Origin of the sequence: Sulfurisphaera tokodaii str. 7 (assembly GCF_000011205.1) — an archaeon.
Taxonomy (GTDB): Archaea; Thermoproteota; Thermoprotei_A; order Sulfolobales; family Sulfolobaceae; genus Sulfurisphaera; species Sulfurisphaera tokodaii.
On the sequence record NC_003106.2, the window covers coordinates 2,573,907 to 2,590,266 of the forward strand.

At 32.5% G+C, this 16,360-nt stretch carries 13 protein-coding genes and 1 pseudogene; 5 read left to right on the forward strand and 9 right to left on the reverse strand.

Features of this window, described 5'->3' with window-relative positions; translation table 11 throughout:
* Positions 1 to 44 precede the first annotated feature (44 nt).
* From STK_RS14040 to STK_RS14065, 6 genes and pseudogenes are all read right to left on the reverse strand, one after another.
* Positions 45 to 1,565 carry a hypothetical protein gene (locus tag STK_RS14040; protein WP_010980648.1) on the reverse strand — a complete coding sequence of 507 codons (1,521 nt, stop codon included), beginning with the start codon at positions 1,563 to 1,565 and terminating at the stop codon, positions 45 to 47.
* Between the two features lie 685 nt (positions 1,566 to 2,250).
* Complete coding sequence (locus STK_RS14045; protein ID WP_052846821.1) at positions 2,251 to 2,502, reverse strand: hypothetical protein; 252 nt, start codon at positions 2,500 to 2,502, stop codon at positions 2,251 to 2,253.
* Complete coding sequence (locus STK_RS14050; protein ID WP_010980649.1) at positions 2,499 to 3,380, reverse strand: sulfurtransferase; 882 nt, start codon at positions 3,378 to 3,380, stop codon at positions 2,499 to 2,501. Before STK_RS14050 ends, STK_RS14045 begins: the two co-directional genes overlap by 4 nt.
* Positions 3,381 to 3,482: 102 nt before the next feature.
* Positions 3,483 to 4,154: pseudogene (gene cobA, locus STK_RS14055) on the reverse strand (uroporphyrinogen-III C-methyltransferase); the annotation flags it as partial.
* Between the two features lie 10 nt (positions 4,155 to 4,164).
* Positions 4,165 to 6,051, reverse strand: coding sequence for a nitrite/sulfite reductase (locus tag STK_RS14060; protein ID WP_010980651.1), 1,887 nt, complete (start codon positions 6,049 to 6,051; stop codon positions 4,165 to 4,167).
* The gene (locus STK_RS14065) at positions 6,048 to 6,767 is read right to left on the reverse strand and encodes a phosphoadenylyl-sulfate reductase (RefSeq protein ID WP_010980652.1); all 720 of its coding nucleotides are present in this window, start codon (positions 6,765 to 6,767) and stop codon (positions 6,048 to 6,050) included. The genes STK_RS14060 and STK_RS14065 overlap by 4 nt, the downstream gene beginning before the upstream one ends.
* A 102-nt stretch (positions 6,768 to 6,869) precedes the next feature.
* Between STK_RS14065 and sat the strand changes: the two genes are divergently transcribed.
* The 4 genes from sat (at position 6,870) to STK_RS14085 (ending at position 10,816) form a co-directional block, all read left to right on the forward strand.
* The gene (sat, locus tag STK_RS14070; protein ID WP_010980653.1) at positions 6,870 to 8,108 is read left to right on the forward strand and encodes a sulfate adenylyltransferase; all 1,239 of its coding nucleotides are present in this window, start codon (positions 6,870 to 6,872) and stop codon (positions 8,106 to 8,108) included.
* Positions 8,108 to 8,410 (forward strand): DUF6955 family protein, encoded by a 303-nt coding sequence (locus tag STK_RS14075; protein ID WP_010980654.1) that lies wholly within the window; start codon positions 8,108 to 8,110, stop codon positions 8,408 to 8,410. Before sat ends, STK_RS14075 begins: the two co-directional genes overlap by 1 nt.
* Positions 8,411 to 8,668: 258 nt before the next feature.
* Positions 8,669 to 9,274 carry a haloacid dehalogenase type II gene (locus STK_RS14080; RefSeq protein WP_010980655.1) on the forward strand — a complete coding sequence of 202 codons (606 nt, stop codon included), beginning with the start codon at positions 8,669 to 8,671 and terminating at the stop codon, positions 9,272 to 9,274.
* A 318-nt stretch (positions 9,275 to 9,592) separates the two neighbouring features.
* Positions 9,593 to 10,816 (forward strand): ATP-binding protein, encoded by a 1,224-nt coding sequence (locus tag STK_RS14085; protein ID WP_010980656.1) that lies wholly within the window; start codon positions 9,593 to 9,595, stop codon positions 10,814 to 10,816.
* A 129-nt stretch (positions 10,817 to 10,945) separates the two neighbouring features.
* On the opposite strand, the gene STK_RS14090 is transcribed toward STK_RS14085, so the two are convergent.
* The 3 genes from STK_RS14090 to STK_RS14100 form a co-directional block, all read right to left on the reverse strand.
* Complete coding sequence (locus STK_RS14090) at positions 10,946 to 12,124, reverse strand: mandelate racemase/muconate lactonizing enzyme family protein (protein ID WP_010980657.1); 1,179 nt, start codon at positions 12,122 to 12,124, stop codon at positions 10,946 to 10,948.
* A 121-nt stretch (positions 12,125 to 12,245) separates the two neighbouring features.
* The gene (locus tag STK_RS14095) at positions 12,246 to 13,271 is read right to left on the reverse strand and encodes an NAD(P)/FAD-dependent oxidoreductase (protein WP_010980658.1); all 1,026 of its coding nucleotides are present in this window, start codon (positions 13,269 to 13,271) and stop codon (positions 12,246 to 12,248) included.
* Between the two features lie 256 nt (positions 13,272 to 13,527).
* On the reverse strand, positions 13,528 to 14,631 hold the full coding sequence (locus STK_RS14100) for a CaiB/BaiF CoA transferase family protein (RefSeq protein WP_010980659.1): 1,104 nt from the start codon (positions 14,629 to 14,631) through the stop codon (positions 13,528 to 13,530).
* Positions 14,632 to 14,724: 93 nt separating this feature from the next.
* Here STK_RS14100 and STK_RS14105 point away from each other — a divergent pair, with 93 nt between their 5' ends.
* The gene (locus STK_RS14105; RefSeq protein WP_010980660.1) at positions 14,725 to 16,359 is read left to right on the forward strand and encodes an AMP-binding protein; all 1,635 of its coding nucleotides are present in this window, start codon (positions 14,725 to 14,727) and stop codon (positions 16,357 to 16,359) included.
* The last annotated feature ends 1 nt before the right edge of the window (position 16,360 follow it).

Sequence of the window (16,360 nt, forward strand, 5' to 3'; positions counted from 1 at the left end):
TTAAGCTTAGGAGTATAAGTTTAAACAAAAAAGAATTTTAGGGTTTAACTATAGTTTAAGTAGAACACACCAGTAGGTATTATGTAGTATTGCCCATTAATATCGTATAGGGCACTATAATTTGAATAATATACATTAAGTGGTGTAGCAAGCTCATTTCTTACACTCAATATTAACGCTGAGCCTGAAAGTTGACTACTAGAAATACTAACCCCAATATTTACCATACCTAATTCTGCAATCAATGCTGGTGAGGCCTCTGGCATTACAAGAGCAGCTAAAGCACCAACATTAAGCCCAACCTGAAACTCCGAATTAACACCATGAATATACATGCTTCCATATGAAAAAATCTGATTACCGCTTGATGAGCCAATATATGTTAGGTTATTAAAGTAAACTGGAGCTATACAACCTCCACCACCACCCGGACTATAGAAAACGAAAGGCTTAATAGTTGAGAAACTATTCCTAGGTAACTTATTATAAGAAGTATTAGGAATATATGAATTGTAATAGTATATTTTTGGTGCTACTGCATTCCCATTCTCTACTGACACAATTTCTGTTAATATTACTTGTAGAAAGTGATAAACTTGATAAATACTATCATGAGGTATATAATAAATCTCAGTCCAATTAACCCATGCAACTTGACCTAAAACATACAACTGACCAACATCATATGGGGACGGAGTACCTATTTCTGTGGTATTATATGCTTCAACTATACTGTTACTATCGCATACTGTTAATGATGGACCGGGAATGGTAACTCTTAATGGTAATTGGCCTAGTAGAGGTTGGGAAATATAAAATCCAACATTAACAGAATAACCTTGTTGGTTAGAAACAATCACTCCTAGTGTAGATTCATAGTAGTTTAGGTTGTTTTGTGGTCCTATTATTGTTGCTATTGCTATTGGTCCTACTGATTTGTTGTTTGGGTACCATGCTATGATGTTTGGTATGTATTCTGTTATTATGTAATCTCCGTTTGTTTTGGATGTTATTGTTGTGGTTGTTGTTTGTTGTGGTTGTATTGTTTGTTGTTTTTTATTGGTGTTTTTTATTGTTTTTATTTTGTTTTTTATTGGTGTTTTGAATTTTATTATTATGTTTTTTCCTCCTTGTCCTTTGGTTATTTGTGTTGTGTTTAGTGGTGTTGCGTATGTTTGTGTTAGTGTTGTTATTGTTTTTTGGTTTATTATGCTGTATGTTGCTAGGATTAGGATTGATGGGTAGATTTTTGTTTTTTCTTTTTTATTGAATTTTATCCATTGTTTTGCCCATTTATCTAGTTTTTTTACTGGGAATTGGTAGTATTGTTTGTTGGAGGCGTTGTATATTTTTTGGAATATTGTTCCTTTTCGTGTGGGGTAGAATGCGAAGACTGATATTGAGGCATTGGTTATTAGTTTGTGGTGGGAGTATAAGAAGATTTTTATAGTATTTGCTGTTGTTAATGCTTGCTGAATCGTAATATTTAACTGTGGATAATATAGTCCAAATAAGACTATTAATAATAAGATAATTGGAATAAAATAGTAATAAAATCTCCTCATAATAAGAAATATTTTCAAAACATATTAAAAAGTTTTTTCACAAATTCTCCATGTAAGGAATCATAAAATTAAATGTTTTTAAAAGACTACATAACATATGATAAAATTTCATATTAACCTATTCAACTCTTATTTTATATATCTTAAGTTAAGGACTAAGTAATTACTCATCTGTTCATAAGATAACTAAATTATCCATAAATGTCTTTTTAGGGTTTCCATTTAAAATTAAATATTATTATACTACTTATGGAAATTAGATTGTTTGCCGTTGCTTGTTAGAGTTATAGTCAAAAAATTTATTATTTCAACCTTTAAATCTAGCTTATCCTTGGAGATTCCAGAGTCTTACAATATGTCACATATAAATATGTTATATTTTTTATATTTTTGTCAGAATATAAATTATATAGTCTACCTAATGTTTCATATAAAGAGGATTAAGCTCATTATGTTCTATAATGTATAATTTTCCTATAAATAAAACGCCAATATTTCCTCCTATAGCCAATTTTTCATGGTTTACACTTTGTCAAACTTCAAAGGTAAAGATCCCCTACTTAATGTACACAAAAATCTTTATATGATTTTCAAGACATTGTTGTCTTATAAACTATGATTAAACATAAATCATATATATCATGCATCAAATTTAAACTTAATGAAAGAAAAATTTATATTAAAATTATATACATTCTTTTATAACTTCTATTTTCAAGAAAGTATCTTCTTTACCCTTTTCAATAATTTTTAATGGCATGTCATTGATTTGGATAATGTATCTTAAACTTAAAAGCCAATCATAATCGTTTAATAGAACTTCCACACTTTCATCACATTCTTTTATTTTTTTAATAACATCTAATATTATACTTAAAGGACTTCTTGATCCGCAAGATTCTGTTCTGTCTAACTTAACCTTATCTATTATTTTCATGGTTCATTTCCTTTTTTGACTGGCGCTCCTACTATGTTTCCCCACTCAGCCCATGAGCCGTCGTATACTCTTACTGCAGGATAGCCTAATAAGTATTTCAAAACAAACCATGTATGAGCAGCCCTCTCTCCTATTCTACAATACGTTATTATCTCCTTATCTTGTGATATTCCAGAACTCTCTACTAATCTCCTCAATTCTTCTATTGGTTTAAATTCCCCTGTTTCTGGGTTAACTGCTTGTGACCATGGAAAACTAATTGCTCCAGGGATATGACCACCAACTTGTGTTTGTTCATCAGCATATTCAGGGGGAGCTCTAATCTCTCCAGTATACTCCTTAGGTGACCTCACATCAACTAATATTGTGGTTTTTCCAACTTCACCTTTAGTTACTCTTTGAAGTACTTCCCAGAAGAAGGCTCTATGACTTCCCCAATCTACTTTTTTAACCTTATATGACCCTTTAGGATATTGAGGCTCTTTAGGTCCTTGTTCTGTAGGTAAGTTTTCTTTAGCCCATTTAGTTCTCCCACCATTTAATATTCTCACATCTTCATGTCCATAAGCTTTGAACAGCCAGAATGTATATACTGCAAACCAATTATTGTAATCTCCGTAGAGTACAACTGTAGTATTATTACTTATCCCTTTAGATTCCATTAACTTTTCAAAATCACTAGGTTCTATGAAGTCCCTTATTACCGGATGTCTTAAATCTTCTCTCCATCTTATTAGTACTGCTCCTTGAATATGCCATACGTTGTATGCAGTGTTGGGGTCGTAATCCACTTCCACAATCCTAACATTAGGATCCTTTAAATGCTCTAACAGCCATTTAGTATCAACTACAACTTGTTGTTGTATTGTTTGTGACATTTTTGATCACTAAATATACATTGGTTTCAACATTTAAATATCCACATGAATTGTGCAATTTTAGTTTTTAACGAATAGATTGAAAATAAACGTAATAATGTTTTAAGATAATTTCCACAAGAAATTTCTGAGTTTTACTACATCTCCTATGACTAACATAGAGGGGGAGGATAGTTTAAGTTCTGACAATTCCTTAAGCTTAACTAAGGAAACTCGTTGATCAATATAAGTACCTCTTTCTATTACAGCCACTTTCTCTGATGGGTTTCTTTTGGCTATTAAGCCTTTAGAAATTTCCTCTAATCTCTTACCTGGCATTAATATTACTAAAGTTCCCTTCTCTGGAATTTTCTGAAAATCGAAAAGCTTACCTCCATCAGTTATACCACTAACAATAGTTATCATATCGGAGATTTTCGGGAAAGTTAAAGGTATTCCAGCATAAGCCGGGACTGAATTAACTGATGAAACACCGGGTATTACTTCACATTCTATTCCCTCTTCCTTTAACGTAAGACAGATCTTTCCTCCCCTTCCAAAAACGTAAGGATCGCCGTTCTTTAATCTTACTACCAGCTTACCCTCTAAGGAATGTTTTCTTAGTACATCAATTTCCTCATCATCATTGTTAAGGTAAATTATTTTACAAGAAGGTTTTGCGTAAGACAATATCTCTTTAAGTGTTAAATGGTCGTAAACTATGACATCAGCTGTTTGAATATATTTAATTCCCTTTAAGGTTATTAATTCTGGATCTCCAGGACCTACACCAACTAATACTACCTTACCCTTGTTTAAATTTTATCACCTCATTTATTCTCTGCTTTAATAATTCGTGGTATTCCCTATATCCCTCTATTTTTGTATCAAATTTGTGTGGTTTCATTAAATCTCTAGTCTTCTCATGACTTTTCAAATATTCAATTATCTTCTTATTGCCTAATTTTCTAAACACTTCTCCTGCATCTTTTCCTAAGTCCTTATTCTTTTCATAAAGCTGTAGTAATGCCTCAGTAACATCAGCTAATCTTTTAGAAGGTACTTGATATAAATAAATTACGTTCTCCTCCCAATCTATTAAGGGTTCTCCTATATGGTCGTTAGAGCCTCCTATCTTTAACATATAAAGCTCATAACCACTACCTACCCAGCTTATGGGATGAGTAGCTGGCCTGGAGCATTGTGCCACACAACCAGAAATACCTACAGACGCTGAAACGTTAGAAAAACCTCTCCTCTCTAACTCATCGATAAGTGATGGAAGGAATCTTTCAGAGTCAGTAAACGATAACTTACAAGTAGGAAATCCTACACAAGCTATAGAATTAATTCTCAATTTAGAATATGCCTTTCCATCTCTGATTCCGTAACCGAATTCCTTAAATATCTTTTCAAATTCCTCTCTTTGATCTATTTGAGTAATTATTAAATGCTGATTAGGAGTTATAAACAGTTTTACATCGTAATAATTATCTACAATATATCTTATCATACTCTTTACCTTACCGTTCTTTCCATCAATAACTCTTCCATTTTCAATGAAAATTCCGTAACCCCATTTATCTCCTAATTTAATCCACCCTAGATGTAATTCTTTGAAACTAAGATCAATATCCTTAATTTCTCCTAATTCTATGCCAGAGTACTCCTTTACTTTCTCCCTTATCCATTCTACTCCCATTTTATATACTAAATATTTCAACCTAGCCCAATGACGATTCTTTCTATCACCCCATTCTTGTTGTATCCTAACTATAGCATCTAAAACTCTTACTAATTCTTCTTCACTAACAGTCCCTATAGGTAATGCTAAAGCTGAGAAAGTAGGATATGAATTATTTTCTCCCATTGAGCCGCCAACGTATATTTGATAACCTTCTATTTTACCTTCTTCTATTACTGGAACTATACCTATATCATTAGCCCTAACCTCTACGCAATTATCAATAACGTAGCTACCATTAATTTTAATAATTCCTGCAATTGCAATCTTGAATTTTCTAGGTAATAAATTATCTGAATACTGAAAGGACTCCCTATTTTCCAGTTCACTTGAAATATTCGGATCTAGCTCGAATACTTGAATATAAAGTTTTGATGGTAGTCTAAAATACTCAGCTATTTTCTTGGCAAGCCTATTTATATCAAAACCGTAATATGATGATATAGGGCAAGATATCGTATTTCTTACATTATCTCCACACCCATTTAACGTATAGAATTTGGATTGAACTATATCTCTTATTGCATTAACCAGATCCTTCTTTTTAACATTATGGAATTGAACATCTTGTCTAGTAGTCAACTTTAATGAGGGTTGTGGATAACCAGTATATGCATTTGAAACAGTATACTTATTTGCAACTTCATCGAGTATTCTCCACTGATCAGAACTTATAGGACCTCCTCCGGGAATTGCTACCCTAATCATGTAAATCCAATCCTTAACCCTATCAAACTTCATCTTATCTCTATTAAATTCTAAGTAGATACCAAAACTTTTAACTATCTGTGATATTTCTTTTTCTATGTCGTCTTTTGTTAAATCGCTAAGCGAGTTATAAATTCCTAAGGAATCTTGTGTTAAACCTTTAGTCATCAGTTTTATCTTTTCCTCTTCACTATACTCTTCAGGCTTCGTTTTAAAGTTGGGATTTATTGGTATGATCACTTCACCTCCCTATAATGTAATCCACATTCTTTATCTCCACTTTGTTCCCACCACCATCTACCTGCCCTAGGGTGTTCCCAAGGCTTTACAGGTCTCGTACATGGTACACAGCCAATGCTCTTATAGCCCTTATCGTAAAGCTTATTGTAAGGAACGTTATTCTTCTTTATATAATCCCATACTTGTTCATAAACCCAATCTGCTAAAGGATTTAGTTTTACTATTCCTCCATTAATCTCATCAATTTCAATTTTCCTTATTTTGCTTCTAGTGAAATTTTGTTCCCTTCTAAGCCCTGTTATCCATGCATCCATCCCCTCTAAAGCTCTCTTTAAAGGCCTTACTTTCCTAATTTCACAGCATAATTTTCTAAGCTCGATACTTTTATAAAATAGATTTATTCCATATTTTTTGACCATTTCCTCTACCTCTTTATAATCTGGGAAGTATATCGATAAATCTACGTCGTATTTACTTGTAATCTGTTCTATCAAATCGTAAGTTTCTTGATGTAATCTCCCAGTATCTATTATGAAAACCTTTGGTCTTTTCACTATTTTACTAAGCATGTCTAATATTACTAAATCTTCTGCTTGAAGACTGCACGCTAATGTTATTTTAGGGTGGAACTTTTCTATACCCCATTTTAAGATTTCTATTGGCTCTTTCTCTTCGAAGTAACTGTTGAGTTTTTCAAGTTCTTCTCTGCTTATCATCTAAATACTTGTATTTGGATTAATAATTTGAGCTTTTCGATATGTGCAAAATTTGCACAAATAGCTAAATTTAAAAATCAGCTAAGAAAATAACTTTTGCAAATGACCCAATTTATAGGGCACGGAAGAGTTGAGGTAGTTGAAAGAACTCTTAGGGATTTTAGTGAGTTTAAGGAGTTAAATAAAATTGACGTGAGAAGGCAGTTGGCCCATGAAATAATAGGAATAGCCTTTGGTTTTTTCTCTCCGCTTAAAGGTTTCATGACTTTTAACGAAGTAGATTCAGTTGTTAATGATATGAGACTTCCAAATGGAATATTATGGCCTATCCCATTGGTTTTTGATGTAAATGAAACAAACGGAATAAAGGAAGGTGATGTTATAGGAATTACATATATGGGAAAACCATTGGCAATAATGCATGTTAAGGAGATATTTACTTATGACAAAGCCTATATGGCTGAGAAAGTGTATAAGACTAGGGATATTAAGCATCCTGGTGTGAAAAGAACACTAAATTATGCTAATAAATTCATAGGTGGTGATATTTGGTTAATAAAAGAGCCTAAATTTTCCCATCCTTACACTGATTTTTGGTTAACTCCAAGGCAACATAGAGAGGTGTTTGAAAGGAAAGGCTGGAAAAATATAGTAGCGTTCCAAACCAGAAATGTACCTCATACGGGTCATGAGTATTTAATGAAATATGCTTGGTTTGCTGCAAATGGAAGTGAGAAAGTTGAAGAGCCAAAAACCGGGATTTTAGTTAATGTAGTAATAGGTGAAAAGAGAATAGGGGATTACATAGATGAGGCCATCCTACTAACTCATGATGCTCTATCTAAATATGGTTACATTAGCAGGAGAATTCATATGCTCTCATTTACCTTATGGGATATGAGATATGCTGGACCTAGAGAAGCTGTACTTCATGCTATAATTAGAAGTAATATAGGTTGTACTCATCATGTATTTGGAAGAGATCATGCTGGAGTTGGAAACTATTATTCACCTTATGAAGCCCATAAAATTTTTGATATGATTGACGAGAAGGACTTAATTATAAAGCCAATATTCTTGAGGGAGAATTATTACTGCCCTAAGTGCGGAAGCATAGAAAATGAAATGTTATGTGATCATAAGGATGAAAGGCAGGAGTTTAGTGGAAGTTTACTAAGGAGCGTTATATTGGATGAAGTTAAGCCTACTAAGATGGTCATGAGACCGGAAGTTTTTGATATCCTAATGAAAGCTGCTAAGGAGTATGGTTTTGGAAGCCCATTCGTGACTGAAGAATATTTAGAGAAAAGAAGGAAAATATTCGATTTAGGTGATTACTAATGAAAATCTTTATCTGGCTTAATGAGGAAATGAGTAAGAAATTAGAGGAGTTGGGTTTAAATTATGCCAAAGAAGTGTTGGAAGGAATGAGGAGAATAGAGATTGATGTTGAGGAAGATATTGTTAACGAGATAGTTAAGCTATTTCCTAATGTAAAAATAGACAAATCTACTACTAATTCCATAGAGCTATTACCTAAGAGTTTTAAGAGTGAAATAGTCAAAATAATTATAGAAAAGAAAATTGAACCTAAGAAAGCATTACTTGAAGTATTAAATACACTTAAACATAGACGAATATAATTGATTATAATATATTTATTAAGAAATTTTATTGAAAACAGTATTACTACCACATTATAAAGTTTTCTGAAGAAAGTTCCTCTTATTGTATCTAATCTACCAAAGAGGAATTTGTAACTTATTTGTCTTAATTCAATTATCAAAAATAACTATTCTATATGTAAAAAATTATAGTAATAACAAAAATTATTTAATAATATTAAAAGCTATAAAAACATTACAGATAGATATTTTAAGGCTTAAATTAAAAGCTATATTGTGATCATTCTAGCATTTGATATCTTCGGAACAGTTCTTGATACATCTACGGTAATTCAAGAGTTTAGGAATAAGCAATTAGAGTATACATGGTTACTTACAATAATGGGGAAATATGTGGAATTTGAGGAAATAACAAAGATTACTTTAAGATACATCTTAAAGGTAAGAGGCGAAGAGAGCAAATTTGATGAGGAGTTAAATAAGTGGAAGAATCTTAAAGCTTATGAAGATACTAAATATTTAAAGGAAATATCTGAGATAGCCGAGGTCTACGCGTTATCTAACGGGTCTATAAATGAGGTTAAACAACATTTAGAGCGCAATGGTTTGTTAAGATATTTTAAGGGCATATTTAGTGCAGAAAGTGTTAAAGAATATAAACCTTCACCTAAAGTATACAAATATTTCCTAGACTCGATAGGAGCTAAAGAAGCATTCTTAGTTTCATCAAATGCATTTGACGTCATAGGAGCTAAAAACGCGGGTATGAGGAGTATATTCGTAAATAGGAAGAATACAATAGTCGATCCTATAGGTGGCAAACCTGATGTTATAGTAAATGACTTCAAAGAGTTATATGAATGGATTTTGCGATATAAGTGATAAAGAGATGATTACAATTTACAAGATGCTATGAATTTTAATACCAAATTCTTAAACTTACTTAAGTTACGGACAATCTCCTAACAAGGGTTTCTATGTATTTGAAAGATCATTGTTTTCCTTTAAACCACGGTATAAAAAAACATAGAATCAAAGAGTTATTACATAGAGCTTTTCAACGTTTTTATATCTTATTGATTAATTATACCTTAACTATTTTTTATTCAATTTATCTTATTCACTATACTGCATAAGTTTTACGGCAAAGCTATTCACTATACTGCATAAGTTTATAAGAATTAAGGGAAAATATATACTGTGAATGAAATAAAACAAGTGCTTGTAGACCAGAAAGTAAGATTAGAAAGAAAATTTGAAAAGGAAAGAATTATAGAGAGAGATACTCCAAATTTGAAAAAATATCTTTCTCAGCCTAACGTTTTAGCAATACTTGGCGTTAGAAGGAGTGGTAAATCAACATTAGCTGAAATGTTATTAAGAGGAGAAAATTTCGGATATATAAACTTTGACGACGATAGATTGGCAGGAATAAAAGTTGAGGATTTACACAAGTTGGAAAAAGCTATTTATGAGTTATTTGGAGAAGTTGAGTACTTTCTATTCGACGAAATTCATAACGTAGATGGCTGGGAATTATTCGTGAGTAGATTAAGGGAAGAAGGTAAAAAAATAGTCATAACTGGAAGTAATTCAAAAATGCTCTCTGGCGAATTGGCAACTACATTAACTGGAAGGCACATAAACTTTACTTTATTTCCCTTCTCTTTTTCGGAGTATTTGAGATTTAAGGGGGTTAGAATTGAAAAAGTAAAGAATACATATACTACTTCCTCGGAAGGCATAATCAAAAGGGAATTAGAAAATTACATGAGAGAAGGAGGTTTCCCAGAAGTATTGAAAATCTCTGAAGACTTCATTTTCACAATATTTTCGGATATAGTTTATAAAGACATTGTGCAAAGATTAAAAATAAAAAGAATTGAATTATTCAGATCATTTGCAGTAAATATTATAAAATATTTCTCTAATGAAGTCTCATTATCAAGATTGTCTAAAACACTTAAACTTAGCAATAATACTGTTGAAGAGTGGTTCAACGGTCTTATAAATGCTTATATAATAATAACGTCTGAAAGGTTTACTGGTAAGCCAAGAGAAGGTATGACATCACCAAAGAAAGTTTACGTAATAGACCCGGGTTTTATATCTTCAATTGCTTTAGATAACTCTAAAGGTAGGATAATGGAAAATTTAGTTGCATTACAACTATCTAGAATGGGAGAAAAACTATTTTATGTAAAGGGTAATAATTATGAAATAGATTTTCTAGTAAGGGATAAGGCAATCCAAGTTACTTATGCTTCTGGGAAGGATGAAATACCTAAGAGAGAGATTGAAGGATTAAATAAGATAAAGGCGAGAAAAAAGATTGTGATAACTTGGGACTATGAGGATGAAATGCAAGAAATAAAATTTGTACCAATATGGAAATTTTTACTAAATACACAAGAGTATTTTTAACGCTAATTAACTCTTATTGCTGACTTCTAAATTTTCTATTAGTCGATATTTCAATATTAATCTTATCAATTATATTCTATGTTTAATCGCCATAAAATATGAAATCTTCCAAGTCAGCTACTTCACTCTTTAATAATCTTTCCAAGTTCCTTTTACTACCCATAATGGTTCGCCAGGTTCAAAAACCTCCTCTTTAACCCTTAACTCTTCTATCATTTTCTCGTTGAAATCAACTCCAATTCCAGGCTTCTCTGGCACTAAGGCTTCACCATTTTCTACTGGAGTACTATCCCTTATTAATTCTCTTTTCCATGAAGGGAACCATTCGTAGAAAGATTCTTGAATTAAAAAGTTTGGTATTACAGTATCTAATTGTAAAGTTACAGCATTTAATATTGGTCCTTGAGCATTATGGAAAGCCATTAATACATCAAAAGCTTCAGCAATTCCTACAACCTTCTTAGCCTCAGTAACGCCACCTATTCTGTATAAGTCTATCTGTAAATAATCAACAAGTCCCTCCTTCATAAACTCTAACGCTTGAGTCTTTGTAATTATCCTTTCACCTAGTGCAATTTTAAGCTTAGTAAAAGACCTATATTTTCTTAACCCCTCAACATCTTCTGGGTGTACGGGTTCTTCAACGAATAAGGGGTTATACTTTTCAAGAATTTTAGCTATCTCAATGGCACTATCTACATTAAATCTACCGTGATGCTCAATAAGAATATCAACATCATCACCAACGGCTTCCCTAACAGCTTTAACTCTCTCTTCAGCCTCTTTCAAACCTTTTTTATCTATAAAGTGAAAATATGAGCCAAAAGGGTCAAATTTTAACGCTTTGTAACCACGTTTAACAACTTCTTTAGCTTTCTCAGCAAAATCCTCTGGGGTTACGGCATTTTGGTACCAACCATTAGCATAAAGTTTTATCCTATCCCTATATTTCCCACCTAAGAGTTTATAAATAGGTACTCCGAACTCCTTCCCAATTATATCCCATGATGCTATATCAAATGCACTGTAAGCTGTTGTTGATTCTAGTGAGATAGACATGTTAAAATCCTGCTTGTACCACTCCATCTTGTTTTTCTCTAAGTCAAATACGTCTTTTCCTTTCATAACCTTATTAATCTTTTTTACTAAATCGACTACAGCATTAGCTCTTAAAGCTGTTACCGTCTCCCCATAACCAATCCTTCCATCCGTTGTAACAACTCTTACCAAGACCATTAATGATGCCCATTTTGCACTAGTTATTTCCTTACCTAATAAGATGGCTTCTACATCAGAAATTTTTGTCATAATACAAATAATAGAAAGAGGAAAAATAAACGTTACCTAACTTATATTCAGAATTTAATGATAAAATAATCGGTTAACCATCATGGCTTAGTAGCATAATGAGTGATAAAGTTTAAATCATCTAGATTTGAAGATAATGAAAAGGCAGAGTGTTTAGTCTAGAGATTTTATTTTCAAAACTATTTATCGCATAAATCTTCACCAATTTCGATAAAGCACCCTTTATAACGCTATCCTTGAATAATCCTATATATTCATCACCAACTTTTAAAACTATAGCCTTTTGATTGGGTTTGAAAACGATATTATCATCTTCTACAGCATTCTTTATTGCTACACTTCCAGCTTGAGAAGCTACTTGGGCTGATTGAGGAATAAAACCGTTCTTAAAATTCGCACAATCTCCTGCACCATAAACAAAATCATAATCAACAGACCTTAAATACTCATCAACTAACATTCTATTATTCTTATTTGTTAATCCTAGTTCTTTTATTATCTTAGGACCACTAAATCCGGCTGAAAATATTGTATAGTCTGTCTTTATTACTCCTTGGCTCGTAATAACTTCGTTTTCCTTAACCTCATCAACTTTCCCATTTAAGATAATGTTTACCCCTAATTCCTCTAAAGCCTTCTGTACTTCTGTAGAAAAGTTAGAGGATAAATAAGGTACTAATCTCTTTTCTGCTTCTATCAGATTAACGTTAAAACCCCTCTTCTTCAAAGCCCCAGCCAATTCGATGCCTAAAGCACCTCCTCCGAGTATAGTTACAGTTGACCCCTCTCTAAATTTTCTTATTTTCTCTATGTTTTGTATGGTAAATCCAATTGCATACTTCTCAGCTCCCTTTATCTTACTTAGGTCTTGCTCATAACCTAAGGATATTATTAATTTGTCAAACTTAACCTTTCCTTCAGTCGTAATAACTTCTTTCTCCTTAAAATCTACCTTTAAAACCTTAGCCTTAAGATCGACCTTTCTATGAATTAATGCATGAGAAATTTCTAAGTCAACATTCTCTATAACTTCAACCAATTTAGGAGTATTAACTACGAAATCATTTTCATCTATTAGTATTGAGTTAGGATAAGATAATTTAGCTGATATTCCAGCAAATCCTCCGCCTAAGATTACAACTTTCATAGGTTTATATTATACTAGTAACATTTAAATGCAACTACTAATACTTAAGTAAACGAAGAAATAGGGACTCATGGTGTAATTAATAGATTATAAACATCTTTGACTAAGTTGAATCGGAATTTAAATGTCAATTTATCGTACTCTATAAGGAGTATTAGTTATAAGAATATAATTTATATCATAAGATTTTGATGTTAATGCTTTCTTAAAAGTGTCATTACAATTTTCCAATTCTGTTGTTCAATAAATTTCATCACTAAATATTAAACTCAATTATTTTTTCCTTAATCATCTTTTCTATCTCGCCATCTGAATATCCTAACTCCTTCAATATGTGTAAAGTGTCTTCACCTAAATTTGGTACATTTTGATTATTTAAAGATCCGGGTAAGGGAAGCTTTGGTATCATAATGTTCTTAAGCATCTCCCACTCTACTAATCCCTCACTACTAATTAGATCCTTCACACTATTTAGTTTACCTACCGGAATATCGTTGTTACGCAGAGTCTCTATTATTTCATCTAAACTCATTGAACTAAATTTCTGTTGCAATATTTCATGAAGGATTTTTCTATTCTTCACTCTATCTGCATTATTCTTAAACCTTTCATCATTTAAGAGACTAACTAATCCTAACGCTTTGCAAAGCTTCTCAAACTTTAAATTGTCATTTACTGCTAAGTAAAATTCTCTTCCTTCAGAACTCTTGAATAACTCGTATGGAGCCCAGAAGGGTAATTCATCGCTTCCTCCTTCAAATAGCTTACCTAACTTTTGATATGCTATAAGATAATAACCTAACCAAACGGCATTACTTTGAATTATATCAACTCTATAATGCCCAGGCTTCTTCATAAGTAATGCCCATAAGATTGTGATTACACAGTATGTAGAAGCGTTCATGTCTGTTATTGAAGCAGGCAATCTAGCTTTACCATTTGCATCCATTACCCCACTTTCAGCCTCAATTATAGTACCGAAAGCAGGCAAGTTCTCGTATTTTCCCTTAGGATATCCTTTCAAGGAACAATATACGAGTGAGGGATTAGCAGAAAATATAACCTCATCTGATAGTCCTAATCTATCCATAGCATAAGGAGATAAGTTCTCTATTAGAACGTCAGAATTCTTAACTAACTTCAGAAAAATCTCCTTTCCTTTTTCCTTTTTTAAATCTATAGAAATTGATTTTTTACCCCTATTATTGAAAATAAACATAGAATCTCCCAATACATCGTCTTTTCTACTTAAATCGCCTTGTAACGTTTCTACTTTTATTACCTCAAATCCTAAATGCCGTAAAATTTCTCCAGCAAAAGGTGCTGCGATAACATGCCCTAATTCAATAACTCTATACATACTATCTATTTTTGATATTAGATAAAAAACGTTATTAAATGTTTTGTTAATAGCACAATAATAGTTATATACTAAAAACAAGATAATTTTATTATGTTTGAAATTGACCTAAGGGAAAATAGATTTCATAATTATGATGAATTAATAAAGACATTTAAGTGGAGTATCCCTTCTTATTTTAATATAGGAGAAGCAATATTAGACAGAAAAATTAGAGAAGGATTAGGAGATAATGTAGCTGTTTACTATGAAGATGAAGAGGGTAATCACTCTGTTTATACGTTCTCACAATTGAAAAAACTTAGTGATTCTTTGATAACACTTTTGAAAGAAAATGGAGTGAAAAAGGGTGATGTGATAGGTGTTTATTTACAACCTAGAGTTGAAACAATCGTAAGTATTCTGACAATATATAGGCTTGGAGGTGTCACTTTATCTATTTCCCCGTTAATGGGAGTAGATGCTGTTGAGTACAGAATAAAGCAAAGTGGAGCAAAAGTCATAATAATGGAAGGTTCAAGAAAGGAAGTAAGAGAGAGGTTAAAAAATGTAACTAAGATAGTAGTTGATGGTGAAGCTAATAGAGAAAATGAGATAGAATTCGACGAGGTTAAGAAAGCTTCTGGAATATACGACGCTGTGAATACTGGAAGTGAAGATCCTGCCCAACTTTTTTATACTTCAGGTAGTACTGGTGCACCAAAAGGGGTTCTTCATGCTCATAGATTTTTATTAGGACATATTCCAACTTATCAACTTTATTTCGAAATGGCACCAAAAGAGGAAGACGTATTTTATACGCCAGCAGACTGGGGATGGATAGGAGCTATAGGTGATGTACTATTACCTAGTTTATATTTCGGAAAGCCTATAGTAGCATACAGAAGAACGGGCAAGTTCTCTCCTAAAGATACTCTTGCAGTAATGCAAAAATATAAGGTTACATGCGCATTTATTCCTCCTACTGCTTTGAGAATGATTAGAAGAGAAGTTAGTAGCCCTACAAAGGACTACGATTTAAAGCTAAGGGCAATTAGTAGTGCAGGAGAAGCTGTAGGAGAGGAGTTAATAGAATGGGCAATGAAAGAATTGTCTCCTAATGTCAATGAATTTTATGGTTGTACTGAAGCTAATTTAGTAACAGTAAACAATTCCTTATGGAGAAAAATAGGTTCTGTGGGCAAACCTGCACCGGGACATGAGGTAGCGGTTATTGATGAACAAGGAAATAAACTGATAAATCAGATAGGGGAAATAGCAGTAAAGTCTGGAGATCCAGTACTTTTTCTAGGATATTATAAAAACCCGGAAGCTACTGCAAAGAAATTTAGAGGGGATTGGTTTTTAATTGGAGATTTAGGAATAATGGACGAATATGGCTACATTTGGTTTAAAGGTAGGGCAGATGATGTAATAAAAGTATCTGGATATAGGTTAGGACCAGAAGAGATAGAAAGCATTATATTACAACATCCTGCGGTTCAAGAGGTAGCGGTAATAGGTAAGGCAGATAAATTGAGAGGAAATATAATCAAGGCATTCATAGTATTAAAGGAAGGGTATAGTCCCTCAGAGGAGTTAGTAACTGAAATCCAGCAGTTGGTAAAGAGTAGACTAGCTTCTTATGCATATCCTAGGGAAATAGAGTTCGTAAAAGAATTACCTAGGACGGAAACGGGTAAGTTAAAGAGATTTGAACTAAGAAAAAGAGAGGAAGAAAAAAGTTAAC